At 43.8% G+C, this 23,290-nt stretch carries 18 protein-coding genes; 9 read left to right on the top strand and 9 right to left on the bottom strand.

Going from position 1 to position 23,290, the window contains the following annotated elements; all coding sequences use genetic code 11:
- Positions 1–503 precede the first annotated feature (503 nt).
- On the top strand, positions 504–3,677 hold the full coding sequence (locus L3V32_RS19135; RefSeq protein ID WP_237284925.1) for an AAA family ATPase: 3,174 nt from the start codon (positions 504–506) through the stop codon (positions 3,675–3,677).
- 134 nt (positions 3,678–3,811) lie between these two features.
- Here L3V32_RS19135 and L3V32_RS19130 read toward each other — a convergent pair whose 3' ends face one another.
- Entirely contained in the window at positions 3,812–4,285 is a 474-nt protein-coding gene (locus L3V32_RS19130) for a DUF1842 domain-containing protein (protein ID WP_104972385.1), read from the bottom strand.
- 283 nt (positions 4,286–4,568) lie between these two features.
- On the opposite strand from L3V32_RS19130, the gene L3V32_RS19125 reads away from it, so the two are divergent.
- From L3V32_RS19125 to L3V32_RS19115, 3 genes are all read left to right on the top strand, one after another.
- A complete protein-coding gene (locus tag L3V32_RS19125) occupies positions 4,569–6,260 on the top strand; it encodes an FAD-binding oxidoreductase (RefSeq protein ID WP_237284924.1) in 1,692 nt (563 codons plus the stop codon).
- Positions 6,261–6,346: 86 nt separating this feature from the next.
- Complete coding sequence (locus L3V32_RS19120) at positions 6,347–6,673, top strand: hypothetical protein (protein WP_237284923.1); 327 nt, start codon at positions 6,347–6,349, stop codon at positions 6,671–6,673.
- A gap of 462 nt (positions 6,674–7,135) precedes the next feature.
- Entirely contained in the window at positions 7,136–8,431 is a 1,296-nt protein-coding gene (locus L3V32_RS19115) for a linear amide C-N hydrolase (RefSeq protein WP_237284922.1), read from the top strand.
- A gap of 147 nt (positions 8,432–8,578) precedes the next feature.
- On the opposite strand, the gene L3V32_RS19110 is transcribed toward L3V32_RS19115, so the two are convergent.
- From L3V32_RS19110 to L3V32_RS19090, 5 genes are all read right to left on the bottom strand, one after another.
- Entirely contained in the window at positions 8,579–9,622 is a 1,044-nt protein-coding gene (locus L3V32_RS19110) for a GMP reductase (protein ID WP_237284921.1), read from the bottom strand.
- A 483-nt stretch (positions 9,623–10,105) separates the two neighbouring features.
- Positions 10,106–11,647 carry an NAD(P)H-hydrate dehydratase gene (locus L3V32_RS19105; RefSeq protein WP_237284920.1) on the bottom strand — a complete coding sequence of 514 codons (1,542 nt, stop codon included), beginning with the start codon at positions 11,645–11,647 and terminating at the stop codon, positions 10,106–10,108.
- A gap of 86 nt (positions 11,648–11,733) precedes the next feature.
- Positions 11,734–12,171: a PAS domain-containing protein gene (locus L3V32_RS19100; protein ID WP_005396081.1), complete on the bottom strand. Its 438-nt coding sequence runs from the start codon at positions 12,169–12,171 to the stop codon at positions 11,734–11,736.
- Positions 12,171–13,175, bottom strand: a complete 1,005-nt coding sequence (locus L3V32_RS19095; RefSeq protein WP_005396082.1) for a response regulator — start codon at positions 13,173–13,175, stop codon at positions 12,171–12,173. Before L3V32_RS19095 ends, L3V32_RS19100 begins: the two co-directional genes overlap by 1 nt.
- Positions 13,176–13,541: 366 nt before the next feature.
- Positions 13,542–14,450: an aldo/keto reductase family oxidoreductase gene (locus tag L3V32_RS19090; RefSeq protein WP_237284919.1), complete on the bottom strand. Its 909-nt coding sequence runs from the start codon at positions 14,448–14,450 to the stop codon at positions 13,542–13,544.
- A 95-nt stretch (positions 14,451–14,545) separates the two neighbouring features.
- Between L3V32_RS19090 and L3V32_RS19085 the strand changes: the two genes are divergently transcribed.
- Positions 14,546–14,959 carry a helix-turn-helix transcriptional regulator gene (locus L3V32_RS19085; protein WP_005396084.1) on the top strand — a complete coding sequence of 138 codons (414 nt, stop codon included), beginning with the start codon at positions 14,546–14,548 and terminating at the stop codon, positions 14,957–14,959.
- Here L3V32_RS19085 and L3V32_RS19080 read toward each other — a convergent pair.
- Complete coding sequence (locus L3V32_RS19080) at positions 14,940–15,518, bottom strand: hypothetical protein (protein WP_171058475.1); 579 nt, start codon at positions 15,516–15,518, stop codon at positions 14,940–14,942. The two genes, L3V32_RS19085 and L3V32_RS19080, sit on opposite strands and share 20 nt — an antisense overlap.
- A gap of 491 nt (positions 15,519–16,009) precedes the next feature.
- Between L3V32_RS19080 and clcA the strand changes: the two genes are divergently transcribed.
- The gene (clcA, locus tag L3V32_RS19075; protein WP_005396086.1) at positions 16,010–17,413 is read left to right on the top strand and encodes a H(+)/Cl(-) exchange transporter ClcA; all 1,404 of its coding nucleotides are present in this window, start codon (positions 16,010–16,012) and stop codon (positions 17,411–17,413) included.
- A gap of 261 nt (positions 17,414–17,674) precedes the next feature.
- Entirely contained in the window at positions 17,675–18,622 is a 948-nt protein-coding gene (locus L3V32_RS19070) for a TDT family transporter (RefSeq protein WP_074190502.1), read from the top strand.
- Positions 18,623–18,667: 45 nt separating this feature from the next.
- Here the strand turns inward: L3V32_RS19070 and L3V32_RS19065 are convergent, their stop codons facing one another.
- Together L3V32_RS19065 and folE are read right to left on the bottom strand one after the other, a co-directional pair.
- Positions 18,668–19,906 (bottom strand): NRAMP family divalent metal transporter, encoded by a 1,239-nt coding sequence (locus tag L3V32_RS19065; RefSeq protein ID WP_237284918.1) that lies wholly within the window; start codon positions 19,904–19,906, stop codon positions 18,668–18,670.
- A gap of 275 nt (positions 19,907–20,181) precedes the next feature.
- Positions 20,182–20,835, bottom strand: a complete 654-nt coding sequence (gene folE / locus L3V32_RS19060) for a GTP cyclohydrolase I FolE (RefSeq protein ID WP_006741127.1) — start codon at positions 20,833–20,835, stop codon at positions 20,182–20,184.
- 287 nt (positions 20,836–21,122) lie between these two features.
- On the opposite strand from folE, the gene moeA reads away from it, so the two are divergent.
- Together moeA and moeB are read left to right on the top strand one after the other, a co-directional pair.
- Positions 21,123–22,358 (top strand): molybdopterin molybdotransferase MoeA, encoded by a 1,236-nt coding sequence (gene moeA, locus L3V32_RS19055; protein WP_006741128.1) that lies wholly within the window; start codon positions 21,123–21,125, stop codon positions 22,356–22,358.
- 9 nt (positions 22,359–22,367) lie between these two features.
- Positions 22,368–23,117 (top strand): molybdopterin-synthase adenylyltransferase MoeB, encoded by a 750-nt coding sequence (gene moeB / locus L3V32_RS19050; protein ID WP_006741129.1) that lies wholly within the window; start codon positions 22,368–22,370, stop codon positions 23,115–23,117.
- Positions 23,118–23,290: the final 173 nt, after the last annotated feature.

The following is a 23,290-nucleotide window of genomic DNA, read 5'->3' as shown; positions in this document are numbered from 1 at the left end:
CAATATCCATTGTATAAAGCCAACTATTTATAATATTGAAATTAAAATTATTTTTATCGGCAGTTATTTAGAAAGCGCCGATGTTTAATTTATAGACTAGAAAAACTTAACTCGCCAGAATAGAAATTAAAAAAACACTAAAAATAAAATTGTCAATTTATATCTTTAAAATTAAAGAATTTAATTGTTAAAGTTTAATATAAACCAATATAAGTTAAAGGTGTGCAATCTTTTAAAAGATATACATTTAAAGATATTTCAAAAAACTTATTAAGAAAAACATGAATTCACAACAATAATTATCAAAATTATTAATAACAAAAACACCACTAATACAACAATGAATTGAGGTAGTTTGAAGATTAAAATGCCCATTTCATTTTCGTATATAACATTTTAACTACTAGTATTATATGTAGTGAAATAAGATAAATTTATTCACTCAACATATCCAATCGATTCAGGTTTACTGGGAAAAGCTATACGTTACAACGGAGTGAAATATGGCAAATAGGGATGGAAGAATTCCACTCAACGTATTACGACTCAAAGAACTGAGAAAGAAATTAGGACTGAGCCAAGAAAGACTGGCGGAAGAATGCTTTCAACAGGGTTTTGTCGTATCTATTGCTTCCATAAAGCGAGCAGAGTCTGGGGCGAATGTGCTGTATCGTACCGCATCCAATCTCGCGGAATACTTTTCTGTCCCCGTAGAGGACCTCTTAATAGATCGCGCCTCAGAACCATTACTTACAAATGTGTCTTCATCACCACCATATTTTTTTATTTTTGCAATCGAAGCAAAGTGTGATTTGACCGTAAAGACTCTGCAAACATTACTTTTCAGCCAAAACACTACACCCATAATACAAAACCGGACGTTTGTTCTTACTTGGTCTATACAGGAATCGGACGAATATGTTTTTGAACGAATTCGACAACTAGCCCTTCAATTACAGGTTGCTCTTTCGGCTTCGATTCGGTCTTTTATCAATGTGAAATACAAGCATCGAGTCACTGAGCTATCGGAACATCCGAATGCGATAACCCCAATCAATGAAATCCTAGTTAAAATCCCTTGGGGAGAAATAGCTGCTTGTCCTTGCTTTATCTCGTCCAATTGTGCCAGACCAATAAAACCGTTTCTAACAGGAGAGCCAGACTTCAACAACTGGCATCTTGTATCCTTACACCAAAGCTATACTGACTGTTTTGTAGGGCGTAAACTTGAACTAGAAACATTAAATAGCGGAATCAAGCGATGGCAAAAACAAGAAGCAGGCCAAACGTATTGTATTACTGGTACCGCAGGGATAGGAAAGACCAGCCTACTCAACCAGGTCATTGCGTCTTTGAATCGATCCTCGTGTTTAACCACAGAGATTCAAATCCTGAATCATGGTAGTGCTGATCTCTTGTCCCCTCAAAATATATTCACTCGGGCAATTTGTTCATTTACTCGTGAAGATACCGATGATTCTATTCGTCAGCAAACTGTCGAGTCATCAATTCCCTCTTCTTTCCACCTCTGCCTTTATTGGTTAATGGGGGTAACACTCAACGAATCAGAAAAGCAGTTGCTGAACTTAATGGAGTTCCAAACGCTGAAACAAACGATAGAGCAATCTATCCCTTTCTTAATTCAACAACGGCAGACCAGCAAACCGCATTTGGTTATTGTTGAAGATGTCCATTGGGCCGACGAAGTAATGTTGGCATTTCTTGAGACACTGCTACCTCATATCACAAAAACCAATATTTTACTCTTTCTGACGTTTAGGCAGCAAAAACGACTTAGTTCCAAACAATCTTGGTTTGCCAACGTGAATCTAATCGAACTTAGGGAGTTATCATCTGAAGAGTCTTACGAGTTAGCTTGCTCAATAACATGCCAACAGAATAAACATATCAATAACTGTATAAAGCTTGCGAAAGGCCATCCTCTATACTTGCGCCAAACACTGCTTTGCTCTCAGTTTGATAAAGACGTTCCGGAGTCATTGGAACATTTAGTTTCGATACAATTAGCTCAACTTCCAGCCCAAGATCGCCAAGCACTCTGTACTGCCTCTGTGTTGGGGCAGTGCTTTCAACTGGAGCAACTGCGTGAAATCACTCGAATTCCCGGCTACGTACCAGATAAGTTAGTCGACGCTGGCTTAGTAAAACTCAATGGCGATCAATACCTTTTCCATCATGATTTGATTTGCAATGCTGTTTTCCGTCAAATAGACAAGTCACAGTGTTCCAAAATACACATGGCCTGCGCAAAATGGTATGAGAACCGAGATCGATTCTTATATGCCGTCCATATTAATCATGCCAAGGTCGAAGGTGTATTTACTGTTCTTGAACAGACCGCCAAACATTACCTGAGTAATTATCAGTTTGAAAAAGCACTGACTCTTATTGAGTACGCTATTAAAGAGTCACCTAAAGAACAGATGGCGTATGCACTAAATATGAAAGGAAACTGCCTGTATTCGATGGGACGCATCAAAGAGAGTATTGAGGTTCTTGAGCAAGCGGTTCATCACACAGAAAATGATCCTGAACGTGTTCAATACTATTTAGACCTCATTAACCCCTACCGCTTAACCGACAACTTTGTACAAGCGATGTCGATTTTAGACCAAGCCCAAGCCCTGTGCGAAAAGCTGACGTTAAATAAATCTTTGTGTGAAATCCACTCGATGAGAGGTAATATGCTGTTCCCTACTGGGCAGCTAGACGAATGTGAGAAAGAACATTTACTTGCATTAGATTACAGTCAGCGAGCAAACTGTTTTCGCGCGAAAGCAAAATCGCTTGGCGGCCTCGGTGATTGTGCCTACGCACAAGGAAAAATGGCTCGCTCATACGAGCACTTAACCGAGTGTTTGCAACTGTGTGAAGAGCATCAGTTGCTTTCGATTGAAACTGCCAATCGCTACATGCTGGCAACAGTGATGATCTATCAACTGCAATCTGACGAAGCACTAAAACAGGCTCAGCATGCCTCGAATCTTGCCTACCTCACTGCAAACCGCCGAGCAGAAATTGTTTCCAGGCTTACGGCAGCATGGATCTTTCTCGACCGTAATGTATTGGTGCAAGCTGAAAACGAAATCTCGACCGCTCTGCAACTTTCAAAACAGCTTAATGCTCATCGATTTGTCGCTTTTCTTTTGGAGTCCAGTGCAAGATTGCACTGGTACCAGGGAAAAGAGGAGAAAGCCCTTTCGGACATCGACACGGCTCTAGAGCTTGTTCATATCAATAAGCTACACAATTTTATTGGTCCTTGGCTCGTATCTACCAAGGCACTTATTTGTGGCGATGAATCAACGGCCCTCTCCGCTTTGCGCACTGGTGAGGCTTGGCTAGAATCTACCTGTGTTGGTCATAACTATTTACGCTTTTACCAACAAGGAATCCAAGTAGCGTGGCAGTATAAGCAGCCTACGCTACTTCGAAAATATCGCGATAAGCTTGCTAACTTCACCCGAGAAGATCCGCATCCATGGGGTGATTTTTATATTGAACAAGCGAATCTGATGCTTGCCTTACTCGACCAGTCCAGCTCCGTCTCTGAGTTGTTAAACTTCAATCAGGCCGCGCGTAAGCATCAACTGAACCAGGCTCAAATAAGTGTTGATGAGCTCGACCATTGGCTCTTCACATCTACTCAACCATGAAATATTCAATAAACGAAGAAAGTCGACTAATTGCACCGTCAAATCATCTTGTTTGCTCGATTTACCTCGTCAAACACAGATATTCGAAACCATCGAATATCTGTGTTTTGGCACAGTGTCATCGCTGATTAGATTTATGCTGGTGCATGATCACTTTGCTCCACCTTAAAGTTTTCGATGCTAGGAACATGCTCAGGTAAAAGTAGAGTAACGCGTTGATTTGCTACTTCAACCCATTTACCTGAACTATTTTTATATCGATAGAATGCCACGCCTGACTTCCAATCATCATTAAGTAGGATGTTGAGCGTTACGTTGTGAAGATCTGCTCCTAGAGGAGCAATGCCTAGGTAAGGCTGGTAGCCCTGCAACGTCACCATGATATGACAATCACGCATCGTGCATTGATAGTTGAAACTGCCATTGAGATCAGACACCACATTTAACGGTGGGTTAATGGCCTGGAAGATATGTCCTTTACCCACTATTGATTTGTCTTCGCTGGCCACGAGTAGATTAACATCGAAGTTCACTCCTCCAGGTAAGCCGTTACCAATTTGATAATGAGCAGTAAAAATTGCTTGTGATTCTTTTGATTCCATTTTCATTGTGTTCTCCAACTGAATTTATTGTCGTTAGTGACCCATTCAATGTAGATAGCACGTCATTCAAGTTCAGTATCACTTTAGGCTCAGATCTACTTGACTACATAAATTATCTACGGTCACGCAGATGCCGCTCGTTCTTTTCATCAACCAGATATTATTGCTCTCTCGCTGATGCTTTTGGCGATTTGTACAGAACAACTGATACCAAACTGATATGGCGAACATATGCATGCTAGTTAATATTTAAACAACTATTCAATACATAAGCCAAATGGAAAAAATAATGGAACAAGAATGGATGCAGGGAACTAAAGAAAACCAAGTGGTAGAACAGCACCCTAACCCTCAAATACAACGCCTCGCTGTACTTAACGCGTACTCAATCTCAATCAATAATGCCAAACTGTTTATTCAGAAAATGGATAAATGCGGTTTTCCTAAAGAGCGACTACTGACACCTCTTGAAAACACGGTTTCACCGGTTCCTGGTTTGAACCAATATCAAGTCGAGTCACTCATCTTCAATACTCGCTATCAACACCAACCCTTTGTCATTGTCATGTGCGAAAGTACGCAAGAAGTTCAGCAAGCCTATCTAACAGCAACTCGATTCAGTCTCCCGATTCGTGTTCGCTCAGGAGGGCATGATCACGCAGGTGAATGCAGTGGTGACAACGTCATTTTGATTGACGTGAGCAGAATTAAGACCTTCCAATTGTGTGAAAATATTGCCACCATTGGTGCTGGCTATCGCTTCTATCAACTGACACCAAAACTTGCAGAGCATGATCGAATGATTGCGCATGGAACCTGTGCCACAGTTGGGTTGACTGGCTATATTCAAGGCGGAGGATGGGGCCCTTGGACGCGAAAATACGGCATGTGTTGTGAGCACCTAGTGAGTGCAACCGTGGTATTGGGTGATGGTACGATCACAGAAGTCTCAGCAGAGTCCAACCCCCACCTATTTTGGGCACTAAGAGGCGGCGGAGGCATGAGTTATGGCATTGTTACCGAGCTACGCGTAAAAACATTCCCTTTACCCAAAGAGATCCACCGCTTCGAACTTCAGTGGAACCTTTACAAAAAAATCAACGGTATGCTTCAGCCAATACCAACGCACCCTACCATAGATGTGCTAAAAAATTGGGAGCAGGCTATAAAAAGCCTAGATACGCCTAAACTTCTTGGCACCAACTTGCAAATTGATGCTCTGCCTGAATCATCTAACCACTGTGATCTCGAAACCATCAGCCATCACTGCACTATGTACGGTTACTGGGAAGGAACAGTGCAAGATCTTGACCAATTTATAGCCGTTCAATTTGGCGCCTGCTCCCCTGATTTAGTTCAAGTCTATGAAGCACATGGCACTGATTTTGACGGGAAGAAATACGATCACTCCCTGATGAGCACATGGGGGCGCGATTCTTTGTGTCAAAGCGGTTCTCCTTTCCCTCCAGATTATGACGCCCCAGCACCTCACAAAATCACTTCGCGATTGGTGTCAGTGCGAGGTCTTAAAGCAGAAGGCTATACTGCACTTTTGCAAAGCTTAACTTCGCCTTTGATAAAGCCAGAAAACCGCGATCAAGGGCTATTTAGTTACGTAACCTTAGGTGCGATCACTGGTGGCTTTTATCATCACTCAGACGACCTTGAAGACATATCTTTCCCCTACCGCCAGTGTCAATATACAGTCCAATACCAAACCTGGTGGAATGAAGAGATAAAGCAAAAACTAGAACTACAAAATAACCCAGTACTTGTTGATGTAAACAGAGCCATGGACTGGATTGATAAAGCCAGAGAAGCTGATATACCGGGAACCTATGGTGCCTTTATCAGCTTTAAAGATCCGGCAATTCCGACAAGCGTTTATTTTGATCGAAGCTACCTCGACTTAATCGGTATAAAAGAGAAATACGCTAAGGATAAGTTTAATCATCTTAGAACTAATAAGACCATCATTTAACATCAATATGCATCTTAAGAAGCATATATTAACAGACCGTCATTTGGCCGTTCTATCACGTATAGAAATTAAAAAGAGGAAAAATTATGACAACTAAGGGTTCATTTTACGTTAAAAATAATTCCAGCGATAAAATCACCGGATATGTGAGACCTAAAGACTCTCCGGAAATGGAGGTCCGTTTCGACTTGAATACTGGCGAACAATCTGAATCTGCTAGTTTTGAATCCGGTGCCGCTACCCATGACTCCTGGTACTACAGTTTCAAAAAGGCAGGTGAAACCTATACTGGGGACAAATCCTGTGCATACTATGCAAAAGACGAAAATAAAGGCCCCGTCGCTGTGGAAATCTTTAATGATAATTTAAAAATATCTCCACCACTTAGCGGTTCTTGTGAGAAAACTTTATAGCCGCCCCGATTCATCACTTCGCCCGAGACTGTTAAACAACTTCTCGGGCAGTTTCATTTCTCGGTATTTGGATTGAAGACTCTCCCCATTTTCAATCATAATCTGAAATTGTTAACTTTATGTTCTCAATTTATATCACCACTGCAAGATAATCGAATCAATAAAAATCACTTTTAAAACCAACTTTAAATCTAGAGTAACCAGGATTGAAAAAATAAATATATTATTGAGTTCTAAGATCAAAGAGTTTTACTTAATACATCACTTTTTATTTTAACGCTATCAACTGATACTAAACTGCTACTGACGTTTTTTGATTGAATGCTTAACTTAATAGCATGCGCTTATCTCAATGGCTAAAACCATTATTAAAGCGCAATCCTTCTATATCCACGTAATCTCTAAGCATTTGATTCAGAGAGTTTCTTGGATATGCATCATTCAAGATAAACAACGGAAAGCATGGCTATGTGTACAGATGTGAATATCAATTATGGTTGCAACAACCAAACCTTATCCGCTAGAACCATGGAGTTTGCAGTTAACCTTCAGACCGAGATTTGGTTTAGAGCCCAACAAACTTACCAAATTACGACCTTTACTTCCGACGGAAAAGCCGACCGTGTTTTCAATGGTCAGCCGCCAAAACGTCACAGTAAAGAATGTGAGTTTCGAGCAAATTGGCAGGGAGAGTTGAGCTTCATCCACTGCAACGCCATTACTCGGTATAATAACCCTCTTTTAACAGCTGATGGCATTAATGAATCTGGCCTTTCTGTTGGGTCACTGTACTTGCCCATTCTCAATCAAAATGTATCGACCTCTCACATCCCTGATGATGCCTTTGCATTAGGCAGCGGCCTGTTTGGTACTTTTATCTTGTCTACGTTTAATACTGTGGACGAGATGGTGACCTACTTCACCACCCACCCCGTTTACGTGTTTAACTCGACTATTTCAACTGGTGAAACAGAGAGTGACAACATGGCTTTGGACCAGCATTTCGTGATTCACGATGCAAATAATGACAGTGCAGTCATTGAGTTTCTTAACGGTAATATGCATATCTATCGAGCATTCAAAGAAAGCGATATGTTCAGCAAAGAGAAAAATCAGCAAGCACGCTATCAATGTACCGAATACGACTTTGATGATTATAAAGTGGTTGTGGACCACTCCTACGTTGGAGTAATGACTAACTGCCCAAATTACCATTGGCATGTCAATCACCTCTCTTATTTTTCCAATTTGCGCAACTACAACCCAGAACCGAACAATGAAGTAACCATGCAACGTCATGTCCAAGTGCCTGGCCCACTTCAATCAATCAATGGCGCTGGCTTGATGGGTCTACCCGCCGACCCAACACCGCCGTCTCGATTTGTACAAACCTATGCAATTAAGCAGTTAAGCGAACAACCAACTAACTTCGACGAAGCCTTCTCACTCGGACAAAAGCTACTTAATCGCGTTGATATACCTTTGGGCATCATGGCGAATGAGTTTGAGACATCCGATAACCCTGAAGTCTTTTTTAGTGATATCACCCAATGGAGCGTTATTAGACATAACAGTCATCAGTCACCCGCGTTCTATCTGCGTACTTACGGAGACATGACTTGGCGAGTAGCCAATGTCAAAGACTATATTGGATTAAATAGAGACTGTCAGATTTCAAACGTTTTACAGCTCATGCCAGTTACAACATCATTACCGTTTGAACAAGTCGAATCTCGACCAACTATTAAAATCGCTTAGAGTTAATTTTGAAGCGCAAACAAATGAGAAGCAAAAAAGCCAGAGTAAGAAATCAATCTCACTCTGGCTCATAGCTGCATATAGTATAGTTTTATCTGCTATAGATATAACGTATGGTTGCTTTTACACTTGTTACATTCAGTCGATTTACTCTTTACCGAACACGTTGTTCTCTTGTTCTTGAACACGGATGAATGTAGTACGCTTGGTTAGCTCTTTAAGCTTTGCTGCACCCACGTATGTACAAGTTGAGCGAACGCCGCCAAGGATGTCTTGAATAGTGCCGTGAACGCTACCACGGTATGGCAATAATACGGTTTTACCTTCGGCCGCACGGTAGCCAGCAACACCACCTGAGTGCTTCTCCATCGCGCTCTTAGAAGACATGCCGTAGAATTTCATGAACTTCTCGCCGTCTTTCTCGATAACTTCGCCGCCTGACTCTTCGTGGCCCGCTAACATGCCGCCTAGCATAACAAAGTCCGCACCGCCGCCGAATGCTTTGGATACATCACCTGCGCATGAGCAACCACCGTCAGCGATGATCATGCCACCAAGGCCGTGCGCTGCATCGCCACACTCGATGATTGCAGAAAGCTGCGGGTAACCAACACCCGTTTTTACACGAGTTGTACAAACTGAGCCAGGGCCAATGCCTACTTTCACGATGTCTGCACCAGCGAGGATCAACTCTTCACACATATCACCAGTAACCACGTTACCCGCAGAAATCACCTTGTCTGGGAACTCTGCTCGCACGCGTTCAACATACTCGACTAAATGCTCTGAGTAACCATTTGCAATATCGATACAGATGAAAATAAATTCATCTGAAAGCGCCATAATATCTTTGGTTTTTTGGAAGTCTGCGTCAGATGTTCCCGTAGACACCATTACGTTATTCAGGGTTGCTTTATCAGCTGATTTAGCAAACTCAGCCCAATCTTCTACCGTGTAATGTTTGTGAACAGCAGTCATTACACCATGCTCAGCTAGCGCTTTAGCCATTGCAAAGCTACCAACCGAATCCATGTTTGCTGCGATTACAGGCACACCAGACCATTGACGACCACTATGCTTGAATGTAAAATCGCGGGTTAAATTTACTTGAGAACGGCTCTTAAGGGTAGAACGTTTCGGGCGAAACAGTACATCTTTAAAACCTAACTTAAGTTCTTGTTCGATACGCATTGTGTAATTCCTTGATTCATATGTATATGTGTCATTTCAGAGTGCGTAGTGATTTCGTTGGCAGACGAGTTCACTGTTCTTCGGACACAAAAAAACCGGAGCGTTGGCAGACGAGTTCACTGTTCTTCGGACACAAAAAAACCGGAGCGTTGGCAGACGCTCCGGTTTTCAGCATTATAGGCTGTGATTTATTTCCTACAAGTCTGATATTTGAATTTTTTTTGTGATACCATCTGGATAATCGCATATCAAAAACACTCCTCAAGTCGTTATTTTTTCTCATTATTTATAATTATCAACAACTTAAGAAAACGTTTAAGTTAACCTATTGCGCAAACCTTTGCGTCATACCTTTAAAATGAAAACGCATCACCTCTCAAATCTGCCTAAAACTCAATCACCTAATACTAAGATGTGCTGCTAATTCGGAAAAAGTACTCCAAAAAAATCGATCATTTTTTCGTAGTGATGGGCGAGATCTAGCTACGTCCTATCGATTTGTTGAGTAATAGCGGTACGAAGTGTGCCTATAACATCACTTGCCAAAAGACCAACTTGACCATGCTGACTCACGTTTATATCGGCAGCATGACTGTGGAGTACCACACCTAAACGTGCCGCGATGGAAATGGGTAACCCTTTAGCTAGCAATGCACCAATAACACCTGATAGCACATCTCCCATTCCGCCCGTCGCCATTCCTGCGTTGCCCGCTAGGCAGACGTACATTCTCGTTCCATCGTAAATAAGCGTTCCCGCACCTTTTAAAACCACCACACCGCCATAACGCTCTTGCAGCTGTCTTGCAGCAGAATATCGGTCACTTTCTATTTGTTGAGTGGTCACATTTAATAGTCGAGCTGCCTCTCCAGGATGCGGCGTGATCACTCGCTGGTTGTCGCACACCAAAGTGCCATCACATCGTTGGCTTAGCATCGCTAGAATATTGAGCCCATCAGCATCAACAACTTTAGGTTTCTGTTCTTGAGCCAGATATTGATAGGCTTGATAAGCCCACTCATCATCACCAAAACCTGGACCAAACACCAATACTTCAGCCCAGCGAATGCGTTTGGTTAAGTCGTTCTCAGTATCCCTGAGTAAGTCGGCGGTGATGCTTTGGCTCATTACTTCTGGGCAGCCAATCTGTAGTGGAATAAGGCTACTCGGGTGAGTAATTGCGGCAGTTAAACCCACTCCGGTTCTAACCGCTGCGGAGGAACATAAACGAATCGCTCCTGACATACCTTGGTTACCACCGACACAAAGTAGTTTGCCATTGTCACCTTTGTGTGCTGTAGGGTTTGGCTTGGGCATTAACCTTGACACAACCTGATGATCAATACCTAGTGCACTTTCTACTTCGATAGAATCAAACTCAATATTTACACCCAATCCACAAAAGTGGAGTTCACCAACTCGATCTCTCGCTTGTCCGGTGCACAAGCCTTGCTTAACACCAATGAAGGTTACAGTATGCTCAGCATGAATGGCATCGCCTAAAATAGCACCTGTATTTGCACACAACCCGGAAGGAATATCGACTGCAATCACTGGGGTGTGAATTTGATTGATTTGCTCAATGTAGCGACGGTACTCCGAACGAACCTCACCACTTAAACCAGTGCCTAACATGGAATCAATGATCACATCGGCTTCTAGCAATGCGGTATTCCACTCATCCCAATCATTGTTAACACCATCGATGGACTGCCAATCTTGATATGCGCGTAAAGCATCACCTTTGAGCGCAGTCACATCACCAAGTTGGAAAACCTGTACATTGAGTTGCGCTTGTTTAGCAAGCGAGGCAAATACGTATCCGTCACCACCATTATTCCCTTTGCCACAAATGACTAAGATATTTTTTGATTTGGGATATAAGTGTAAAAAACGCTCATACACAGCCATACCTGCGCGTTGCATTAGGCTATACATAGAAACACCAGCCATTTGCGCTGCCAGCGTTTCACCGTTTTTTACTTGTTCTGCGGTGTAGAGTTTTAGGGCGAGATTAAAGTCCATCTTCACGTTCTGCGCATTAGGAAACACAATTATAAGTATACAAAAAAGCCAAGGCGAACCTTGGCTTTTGAGAAAGTTTTTTATCGCTACTGACTCTGAGACATCAATGCTTCAGCCGTCGCGTCTTGTATAGATAAAAACAACGAATTGATTTTCCCAGTCGGGGTACGCATGGGGTTCAGCGTAACGTTCTGGTACATAAACTCCGCTTGCTGAGTAACAGGACGTACGTTACGGCAGCGGAACAAGTAAGGACGCTGGCGCCACGTAATAAAGCTGCGACAACCTAAATCATACACTGGCTTTGTTTTTAACTTAAACCATTCCTGCGGGATTTCAGGGAAAATATCAAAGATAGAACGACCAATTGCATCATGAGATTGCAAACCACTGTGATGAGTCATAAACCCATTCCACACTTGCACATTATAATCTCGGTCAATGACGACGAGCCCCATGTCGACGTTTTGTACCATGTCGACCATCCAATGGAATTGTTCAAACTCTGCTGGCATATTCAACATTAGAACTCCTCCATTAGATATGACAGTTTGTTATCGAGCAGCGGCAAAGATTCATCGACGAACATAAACAATAAATCACAACGGATTGACGTTCCCTCAATGTTGTAGCTCACCTCGAATGTCATGGTGCGGCTGAATGCGCCCGTCGTAGACTCAATGATCGAATCAATTGATATATGCTGACCAAGAAGCACTGGAGGGCTTTGGAAGAATCGCACTTCAGATTGTTCGCCTAAGCCATTTAAGAATGACCCCACCAAGATATTGGAAATATCCATGAGCAGCTCAAGCTCTTCCAGTTCGTCGCTGTCTGCCGGCACTTTCATCAACTTCTTGAGATCCGAGACGCTCGAATCGCTCAAAATCACCAGAGCTTCACCCGCAATACCTTCGCCACAAAAGCCCTGACAAACGCCCGATACGTTGTCATGCGACGCTAAGTCACGGAGAGCCATGTGTAGTTCACTCACTTCGAAGATATTAACGTTCGGAAGCGGTAACTGCACAAACACATCAAAGTGACGCGCCAATGCATCTGCGGCTCGACCAATAGAGACGTTCGCCACTTCCATGTAAATATCGCGACGACGTAAAATCGGTAACTCAATAGAAACAGGCGTGATAATTTGAGGACGAGGCTCTGGCTCAACCAACTCTTTAAGCGCATTCTTGAGTTCATCTTTGGCGATCGGTTTTTGAATAAACGCTTTTGCACCCAGTGCGAACACACGTTCTTTCGCTTTAGGTTGGATATCCCCCGACACCACAACCACGGGAGTTTTATTCCCTAACCGCTGCATGTTTTCTAGTGTTTCAAAGCCATCCATTTCTGGCATGGTCAAATCAAGAAACATCAATTTAAACTCATTCTTTTCGAGTTCTTCTAGCGCATTTTTTCCGTGGATAGCAAACGTAATATCGGCATTCAATGTGGCTGGTAGTGATCTCGCCATCTGTTTGCGTGCTAACGCTGAATCATCACAGATGAGTACGGGAAAAGACATTCAATCACCTTTTTATATTCCACAATCTGCGCCGGAGTCTAACAGATTGTTACAGCATGTAATACGAGAAAACTGACGAGTTTTTATTTCTTTTTTATTCAATAAGCATACGCAATATGAATAGATGAGTGAACAAAATGGCGAAAAAGCAAACATCCCATTCGCTGTTTAGTGACATGAAACAAACATGGATAAAACGCCTCCATTAAAAATAAGCACAAAGTTGCATTTTAAATTAAAAATCCGTTTTTACTCCCACTCTATCTGCTCAGTATGAGTACTGGGTAAATCGGTATCGCGTAGCAATAAAAAAGCACCCTTTCATAGGGTGCCTTGAATAATGTATTCATCAATAAAGTGTCACTTCTATGGCACACCGTGACCTTTAGAAGCCACCCATACGCGATACCATTGTTCACGAGTCAATTCGATATTCAGCGCATTTACTGCCGTTTGCACACGCTCAATCTTACCAGAGCCAATGATTGGAATTGGGTTAGATGGCAAACGGCGTACCCAAGCGTAAATCACTTGGTCAATGCTAGTCGCGCCCACTTCTTCTCGAATCGCTTCTAATTCGTTGCGAACACGAACGGCTTGCTCACTGTCACCACTGAAGATTGAGCCACCACCGAGGCAAGACCAAGCCATTGGGCGCGTACGCAGCATTTGCATTTGATCAAGCGTTCCATCATGTGCAACTTCAAAATTAAGCGGGTTGATTTCCACTTGGTTAGTCACAAGAGGCTTACCTAAACGAGATTGCAACAGCTCAAACTGACGTGGAGTAAAGTTAGATACACCAAAGTGCTTCACTTTACCCACTTTGTGTAACTCTGAGAATGCTTCAGCCACTTCATCGGCATCCATTAACACGTCAGGGCGATGGATTAAAAGCACATCGATTTCGTCCACATTCAAACGTTCAAGCGAGTTATTCACCGATTGGTAGATGTGAGCGGAACTCGTATCATAGTGATTGATCTTACGCTCTGGTGTTTTATCTCCGCACAGGTTGATATCACACTTTGTGACGATCTGAATCTGCTCTCGCACACTCTTATCGAGAGTAAGTGCTTCACCAAACAATTTCTCACACTCGTAATTACCGTATATGTCTGCGTGATCGACCGTGGTAATGCCTAACTCAATATGTTGCTTGAGGAATGACAAACGCTCTTGAGCAGTCATGCCCCAATCAACTGCACGCCAATATCCTTGGACCAGCTCTGAGAACTCAGGGCCTTTTGGTGCAGTCACAACTTTTGCAACCATGGTTTTTCTCCTTCAATTGATCTGCATTCATCGTAGTCTTGTTTTCACATCGGCTCAACGGGTAAACTTTGGCAATTCGAACTGGAGTACGAAATATGTCTTTTGCCCAACGCCTAGCCACCTTGATCGGAGAAGAAAGCATCAGCGGATTTGCACGACGCGTTGATGTGTCTGAAGCTTTAATACGCAAATATTTAAAAGGCAGTGAACCGAGCCTAACGAAAGCAAATCAAATTGCGATGCGAGCCAACTGCTCTCTTGAATGGTTAGCGACCGGATGTGGTTATTTATATCGCCGCGCTGAAGTCGTAGATATGGATGCGTACAAACTTGCATTTCAACACGTTATGAATCAGCCGTTGCCAGATGAGGCAGAAGAACAGCACCGTAAGCTCATCGCTGGCTATCAATACCTGCGTGCGCACAAAAAATCGGATGGATTTTTAGACGAGTCTGCGATGGCGACCTTCCTATCTCTCCATAAAGAATCTAAAAACGAGTCACTTTAACATCGATAATTTCGCCATCGCTGTGCAATTCCACATTTAAAGACGGTGATGGCGACGAAAACTCGTCCGGTTTTACCCAAAATAAGCTTCGAATCGTTTCTTGCGGATAGCGGTTTATCAACAAGATAACTTCTTTATCGACAAGCTCAGAAGATTTCTTTTCCAGCGCTTCAACGACGTCATAGTGTTCTTGTCCGATAGTTATGTTGCGTAAAACTAATCCGTCTTTTCTTAAATTGAGGATTAAGTCATTGAGACTTTGCCATTGATATTCGGTCAAAAAAGAGAACTGAGCACTGTCCTTTCCCAAAACAACTTCACCATACAGATGCTGCTGATAGTACGAAAAATCGTCCAAACAAAATGTGCTGATATACGTTGAAACATCTTGCTGCTGCACGTCACAGCGATACCAGCTTCCCCTTGTCTCTATACGCTCTTTTAAATTGGAGTACGGCATTGAAGACAACGTGTCCTGCCACCAACTCGGCGTCGAAAATGCTGGAAACGTTACCGAAAAACAACATAAAGAAAACAGGACTCGAGGATAAAAGCGCATGAATTACTCTGGTTGATTAATATCGAACCCAGACATTACCGACTAGTAGAAATTGTTCAAGATAAAAATAGTGGCAGGTAGTGCGGAAAGTTGTAGAGCAGAAATTAAGAAGGCGCACATTTGCGTGCGCCTCTACCTCGTTACTCAATCGTGAGTGTGCGAATCGGAGATGTCTATTGATGCATCCCGAACATAAAACGAGGACTTACCGTAGGGTTTGAATCCATCCAAATTGTGTGTAAAACCTCACATCCCTCCTTCTGAAGCAGTCATGTTGCTTTACACCTAAAGCATGGTTCATTTTGCTCAAAAAACAAGTTTTTTATCCCAAACTATGAGAGCAATAGCACAGTCTTGGTGAATGAATGATATCGCGACACTTCGAACACTCAATAGTGAAAAGCTAAATTGCATCTTTATTGATTAGGTCTAGACTCTGCGAAGCGTATACTTTCTCGCGTCCCTTCCACCAGCAACAGGAGAACTTGTTAATGACCAAACGAGAGAGAATTGTGAAATCTGTGTTAGCGCACGTACCGAAAGATGCGATTAACCAGTTTGTCTCTCGAGGGTCCACACCATTTTCTGTTCTGATTATGGCCGCAATCGTTGGCACACTAGCTGGTTTTGTCGGCACTTACTTCGAACTTGCGGTTCATTTTGTTTCTGAAACCCGTACCGAATGGCTAAGAAGCGAAATCGGTAGCGTACTTCCTCTTTGGCTTGCTGCTGTACTGATCAGTGCTCTGCTTGCTTTTGTTGGTTACTTTCTTGTTCACCGCTTTGCTCCCGAGGCTGCGGGATCTGGCATCCCAGAAATAGAAGGCGCGATGGACAACATTCGTCCAGTGCGTTGGTGGCGAGTTCTACCTGTTAAATTCTTCGGCGGCATGGGTGCACTTGGTTCTGGTATGGTACTTGGTCGCGAAGGTCCGACAGTTCAAATGGGCGGCGCAGTTGGTCGAATGGTGACCGATATTTTCCGTGTGAAAGATGATGATACTCGTCATTCCCTACTCGCTTCAGGTGCCGCTGGTGGTTTGGCTGCCGCCTTTAATGCCCCACTCGCTGGCATTATGTTCGTTGTGGAGGAAATGCGACCTCAATTTCGCTATTCTCTGATCTCAATTCGCGCGGTGATCATCTCTGCTATTATGGCCAATATTGTGTTTCGTGCCATCAACGGGCAAGACGCTGTCATCACAATGCCGCAATATCACTCTCCAGAGCTTCAGTCCCTTTGGTTATTTTTATTGCTTGGCGCATTGTTTGGCGTATTCGGAGTGATCTTCAATAAATTGATTACCGTGGCACAAGACAGTTTTGTCGCAATTCACAAAAATGATCGTAAACGCTATTTAATCGTGGGTTCACTACTTGGTGGCATTTTTGGTCTGCTTCTCTTATACGTGCCACAGCTAACTGGCGGTGGCATCGGCCTTATTCCTGATATTACCAATGGCAACTACTCGGTATCCGTTTTAGTTCTGCTTTTCTTTGGTCGCGTCATCACGACGTTGCTATGCTTTGGCTCTGGTGCGCCGGGCGGTATCTTTGCACCGATGCTTGCTCTGGGGACCTTGTTTGGCTATGCATTCGGAGCGAGTGCTGATGTGTTGCTTCCTACGCTTGATATCGAACCTGGCGTATTTGCTATTGCGGGCATGGGGGCCCTGTTTGCTGCAACGGTACGCGCACCGATCACGGGCATTTTGTTGGTGATTGAAATGACCAATAACTACTACTTAATTCTACCACTTATCATTACTTGTTTAGGTGCCGTGATTATTGCTCAGTTGTTTGGCGGACAACCGATTTACAGCCAGTTGCTACATCGTACAATCAAAAACGATAAGTTACGTCAGCAGGATCTTCCTGAAAACCAATCGACATAATTCTCGCTTTGTTATTATTTCGCTCCAAACTATCGAAGGGTTTGGAGCGATAAACTCTACATTTTTACATCTTTTCCAAAATATTCGATACCAAACTCACAAAAACACCATTCTTTGATATTTCCTCACCACCTTTCATGAGTAAGCACTCTCTAAACTTGCTAGTATTCGCTACTCAAATAGAGCATTTCATCCAAATCATCACGTTTCGTTTCATTCAGGCAAAAATCAAATGGAGTAGATTTGAACTGGAGAAGACTTGTGCAGTTTTATAGCGTTCCGCCGTCTCAAGCCGCGTTAGCGCTAGGTATGATAGGTTTAGGACAAGCTTGGGCACTCTATGTCCCTGAAATTGGTGAACCAATACGCCCATTTTTAGCGTCACTCGGCGCGCTTTTACTCGCCCCTGTGCTGATAAAATATGCTACGAATCCACGATTATTTATGGTCGACATTCGTCACCCATTGAGCGGTAGCTTAATGGCCCCCATGAGTATGGCGTTACTGATCCTTGCAGATTATCTTGCTTCTGTAGCGCCAATCATTGCTTATCCACTCTGGTTTATGGCACTTTTGCTGCATTTTACTATGATGGTACTGTTTTTTAGCTTTCAGCTAATGAACTTCAAAATGTCGAATATTGTACCTAGCTGGTTTCTCTATCCAGTGGGACTGATCAGCAGCTCATTAGCAGGCTCCCAATTGGGTCACAACCTATTCTCTGAAACCTTAGCGATGATGTGCATTGGCATTTATTTCTTTATGTTACCGCTGGTGCTCTATCGTTTGGTGTTTTTCGGATCTCTACCGAGACGAGCCAGGCCGACCCTCGCAATTATGGCCGCACCGGTAAACTTGTCATTGGCGGCATACTTGGTGAACTTTCCCCTGCCCGATCCGATACTGACTGGCGCATTAGCAGGGATTGCTATCACAATGACGTTATTGATCTACCTGTGTTACTTCCGCTTACTTCGATTGAAGTTTCAACCTTCTATCGCGGCGGTAACCTTTCCTTCCGTGATCAGTGCCATTGCGATGCACCGCTTAACCTCCTTTTTTGCCGAATCGCATCCACATTGGCACTGGCTACACGATTTTGGCTTTTTAGAGCTCAGCATTGCGACTGTGTTGGTGGTTTGGGTATCGGCAGGTTACGTCAAAATGTATTGGCCAGAAATCGTTAAGTCGCCCTCTAAACAAGCATAAAAAACGGCCTCATCTGAGGCCGCTGTTCATCTCATCAATAAGACATCAACCCACAAACTTCGCCATGAAGTTCCCAATGTTAGTCAAACTCGATGCCGCCATTACGATAACAATCGCTGCTCCAGTTAGCGTTAAGTACATTGGGTGTTGGTAGTCACCGACAATATCTTTGCGCTTTGTCGCAACCAATACAGTGCCCAAAACGATAGGAAGAATAATGCTGTTCACTAGGCCCGCTAGCATCAAAAGAAGAATTGGCATGTCCATGGTTACCGTGCCTAGCGAGGTTAGGATAATGAAACCAACACACCACGCTTTCTCGTTTCGCGCCACAACTGGGAAAAGCGTCTTAATTAATGATATAGCCATGTAAGAGTTGCCAACCACAGACGTGATGGAAGCTACAAACAGTACTAAGCCAAAGATGAAGTAACCAAGCTGGCCAGCACCTTGACGGAAAGCATCCGCCGCAGGGTTAGCCGTATCCAGCGTTGCGCCTGTCGCGATAACGCCAAACACCGCTAAAAACAGTAGGACGCGAATAACCACCGCAATAGAGATACCCGCCCACGCTGTTGAGATGATGGAAGGCACGTTCTCTTTGCCTTTCAAGCCGATGTCTACTAGGCGTTGTGCACCCGTGTAGTAACCGCCAACTGCGCCGCCAACGATAGTCAACGTAGGCAGAAGCAAACTACCAACATCCATAGGCATCACCGCTGCACTTAGTGTCTCTCCCATCGGAGGTAAGCTCGTCATAGCCACGTATGCGATCAGAACAATCATGAACAAGCCAAGGTAGCGGGCCATTTGGTCCATTCGTTTGGAGGCGTTATGAACCACAAACAACAAACAGCCAACGACACCGGTAAACAGTGCGCCCCATGTTGTGTCCACGCCCGTTAGCACATTGATGCCTAACGCTGCGCCACTCACGTTGCCAAAGTTAAACGCCACTGCACCAAGCGCAAGGAGAATACCAACACCATAACCCATGCCGGGTGCCACTTTGTTCGCAATGTCTTGGATTCGCATGCCAGAAACGCCGACAATACGCCACAAGTTCATCACGATACCAAACGTGATAAAAATGGAAGCCATAACTGGAAATGCCATGTCGACTTTGTAGATATTTGTGAAGACTGCGGTTTGAGTCAAAAAGCCGGGACCCACAGAGGTTATCGCCATCAAAAAAGCGACACTGAGCATGGCTTTCTTTTGCCAACTGCTTTCTGTAACTGGAGCTGAAATAGAGGAGGTGCTGATAGTGCTTTGTGTAGTCATGCCGAGTCCCAAATTTGTTGTCTTTCTATTATTAGAAAATAGAAAGACAACTGACCGAGATCAGCTGAACTTAGAGAAATATCTCTTTTTAAAACAAACGATTACAAGTTGTAGCCGTTCATTGGGCGCATATATTAAGAGCAACGAATGTGACTGTCAATACACAATTGCATAATTACTATTTATTGCGACTCACTTGGCGATGATTTGGATATAAAAGATATAAAAAAGGATGGCAACTCGCCATCCTCTCTCAATTTTATTTGTCGATTTGATTAACGCAGGCCATGCAGAAATTCAGCACGGGTCGCTGGGTTGCTCTTAAAAATACCACCTAACGCTGTAGTCGTGGTTTCACTGGTAGCATCCATCACGCCGCGTGACTTCACACAGTAATGCGTCGCGTCGATAGTCACCGCTACATCGTCAGACTCAAGCAATGTTTGCAAAGCAACAAGGATTTGCTGGGTCATACGCTCTTGAACTTGAGGGCGTTGCGCAAAGAAACGAACAATACGGTTGATCTTAGACAAGCCAATGATCTTACCGCGAGGAATATAAGCAACAGCGGCTTTTCCGTCGATTGTCACAAGATGGTGTTCGCACGTACTGGTCACAGTAATGTCTTTCACGCGAACCATTTCGCTCACGTTCATCTTGTTTTCGATAACTGTGATCTTGGGGAAGTTGGAGTAATCCAAACCAGAGAAAATCTCGTCCACGTACATTTTTGCAATGCGGTGTGGCGTTTCCTCTAAGCTATCATCCGTAAGGTCGAGCTGAAGCAGACCAAGAATCTCACGCATGTGGTATTCAATCTTTTCCTTCTTCTCTTCACGGCTAACGGCATTAGGGCGCATTGGTGTTTCTAACCCGCGTTGCTCTAGCGCTTCTTTCACTAACTTTGCTGACTCGCTAAGACCTGACATTCCACTTCCTCTTTTGTAACTACCACTCTCGGTGTGAAATACAATTGCCGTGTTTTCATCCCGTAGCGTTAAAGTCGCTCAGTCCGATGTTTATAACGCCAAGGCACATAACAAGAATACACTGAGCTATTTTCTCATGCTCCGTAGGAACTTTACCCCTTTCGGATGGGTGACAAGGATACTCGGATTTTTGAATAATTACACCCATATTTTATAGGTGGACATTCTTACTCGGTCCCCTTTTATGGTAGAGTTGCCACAAAACAAAAGAACATAGGATTATCTCAATGGGCTGCTGCGACGCACCTGGCTTGATGCCAATTGAAGAAGCGATGGATAAGATGCTATCGCGAATCAAACCTATCCAAACGACACTTTCTCTTCCTCTTGCTGACGCTCTGGGTTTTGTGCTGGCTGAAGACATTTTATCGCCAATTCACGTGCCCCCTTTCGACAATTCAGCGATGGACGGTTATGCCATTCGTATTCAAGACCTAGAAGTGTCTACAGTGTTGCCTCTGGCAGGTAAATCCTTCGCAGGTCAGCCTTTTGAGGGTGAATGGCCGGCAGGCACTTGTGTTCGAATCATGACTGGCGCGAAAATTCCGGAAGGCTGTGATGCCGTTATCATGCAAGAAAATACGGAAGTGACCGACGCTGGTATTCAGTTCAACCAAACGGATGTGAAGCCGCAAAATAACATCCGCCCTACGGGTGACGACATCAAGCAAGGCGATATTGTATTGGCAAAAGGCGCGCGCCTGACACCGCGCGATATTCCAATGATTGCCTCTCTTGGTGTCAGCCATGTCACCGTCGTGCGTAAGCCAAAGGTGGCATTTTTCTCCACAGGTGATGAACTTAAACCATTGGGTGAGCCACTCAAGGCGGGTCAAATCTACGACAGTAATCGTTACGGTATTAAGCCGCTGATCGAAAACTTTGGTTGTGAAGCGATTGATCTTGGCATTATCCCTGACTGCCCAGAAACACTAAAAGCAACGTTTGAAAAAGCACAAACGCTTGCGGATGTGGTTGTAACGTCTGGCGGTGTCAGCGTTGGTGAAGCAGATTACACCAAAGACATTCTTGAAGAACTTGGCGAAATCGGTTTCTGGAAACTGGCAATCAAGCCGGGTAAACCTTTCGCATTTGGCAAGTTAAGTACTGCTTGGTTCTGTGGGCTACCAGGTAACCCTGTATCTGCGGTGCTAACAATGTACGTACTTGTTCAACCAATGTTGGCTAAATTGGCAGGCCACACTGAATGGAAAGCACCTGAGTCTATCCCTGCGACGACTAAAACCGCATTTAAGAAAGCGCCGGGACGTACAGACTACCAACGCGGTATCTATACTCTAGAAAACGGTAAATTTGTCGTTGAAACCACTGGCAACCAAAGTTCAGGAGCCTTCCGCTCAATGAGTTTGGCGAACTGCTTTGTTGTGTTGGAACGTGAGCGTGGCCGTGTGGAAGTTGGCGAAACGGTTCAAATCCAACTGTTTAACTCAACGTTATACTAGGAACGTACCGTGGATATTCTTTCCGATCAGGAGATGCTGCGCTATAACCGCCAGATCATTCTTCGTCAGTTCGATTTCGAAGGGCAAGAAGCACTCAAACAAAGCTCGGTGCTTATTTTGGGTGCTGGCGGTTTGGGTTGCGCTTCTAGCCAATACCTTGCCACGGCTGGTGTTGGCAATATTACGTTTATCGATGACGATATTGTTGAACTCTCCAATTTACAACGCCAAGTATTGCACCACGACGCCGATATTGGCCGTAAAAAGGTTGACTCCGCGGCGGATGCGTTGCGGGAACTTAATCCTCATATCGAAGTAAATACCGTTGCTAAACGCCTTGACGACATTCAGCTTCAGGCTTTGATTGAACAACACACTGTGGTGGTCGATGCTTCAGATAACGTCGACACTCGCAATCAACTCAACCGACTCTGCTTTGCAACAAAAACACCGCTTATTTCTGGTGCAGCCATTCGTATGGAAGGCCAAGTGAGTGTGTTTACGTACGACGACCCAACTCAACCGTGCTATCAGTGTTTGAGCGCGCTATTCGGCAGCAGTGCATTAAGTTGCGTTGAAGCTGGCGTCATGGCGCCTGTTGTGGGTATTGTTGGCGCTGTACAAGCGATGGAAACCATCAAGGTGATTGCAAATTACGGCCAACCCAAAAAAGGGAAGATCCTCATTCTCGATGCGTTTAGCATGTCCTGGCGGGAAATGAATTTGATGAAAATGCCGACCTGCCCTGTTTGTGGCTAAGTAACGCTGTCAGCTTATCAATGAAGATTCTCAAAAAGCTCAACGTAACGTTGAGCTTTTTCTTATTCTGAGATTCATATTTCGAACCAAATAACTTACCGATATAAAATTCATTATAAACAGTAATTTAAAAACTGGCACATTCCTTTCATTGCATATCATACAAACCAATG

The organism is Vibrio sp. J2-4 (genome assembly GCF_021728155.1).
Taxonomy (GTDB): Bacteria; Pseudomonadota; Gammaproteobacteria; order Enterobacterales; family Vibrionaceae; genus Vibrio; species Vibrio diabolicus.
The sequence above is the reverse complement of the archived record's forward strand: the minus strand, read 5'-3'. Positions and strand labels throughout refer to the sequence as shown.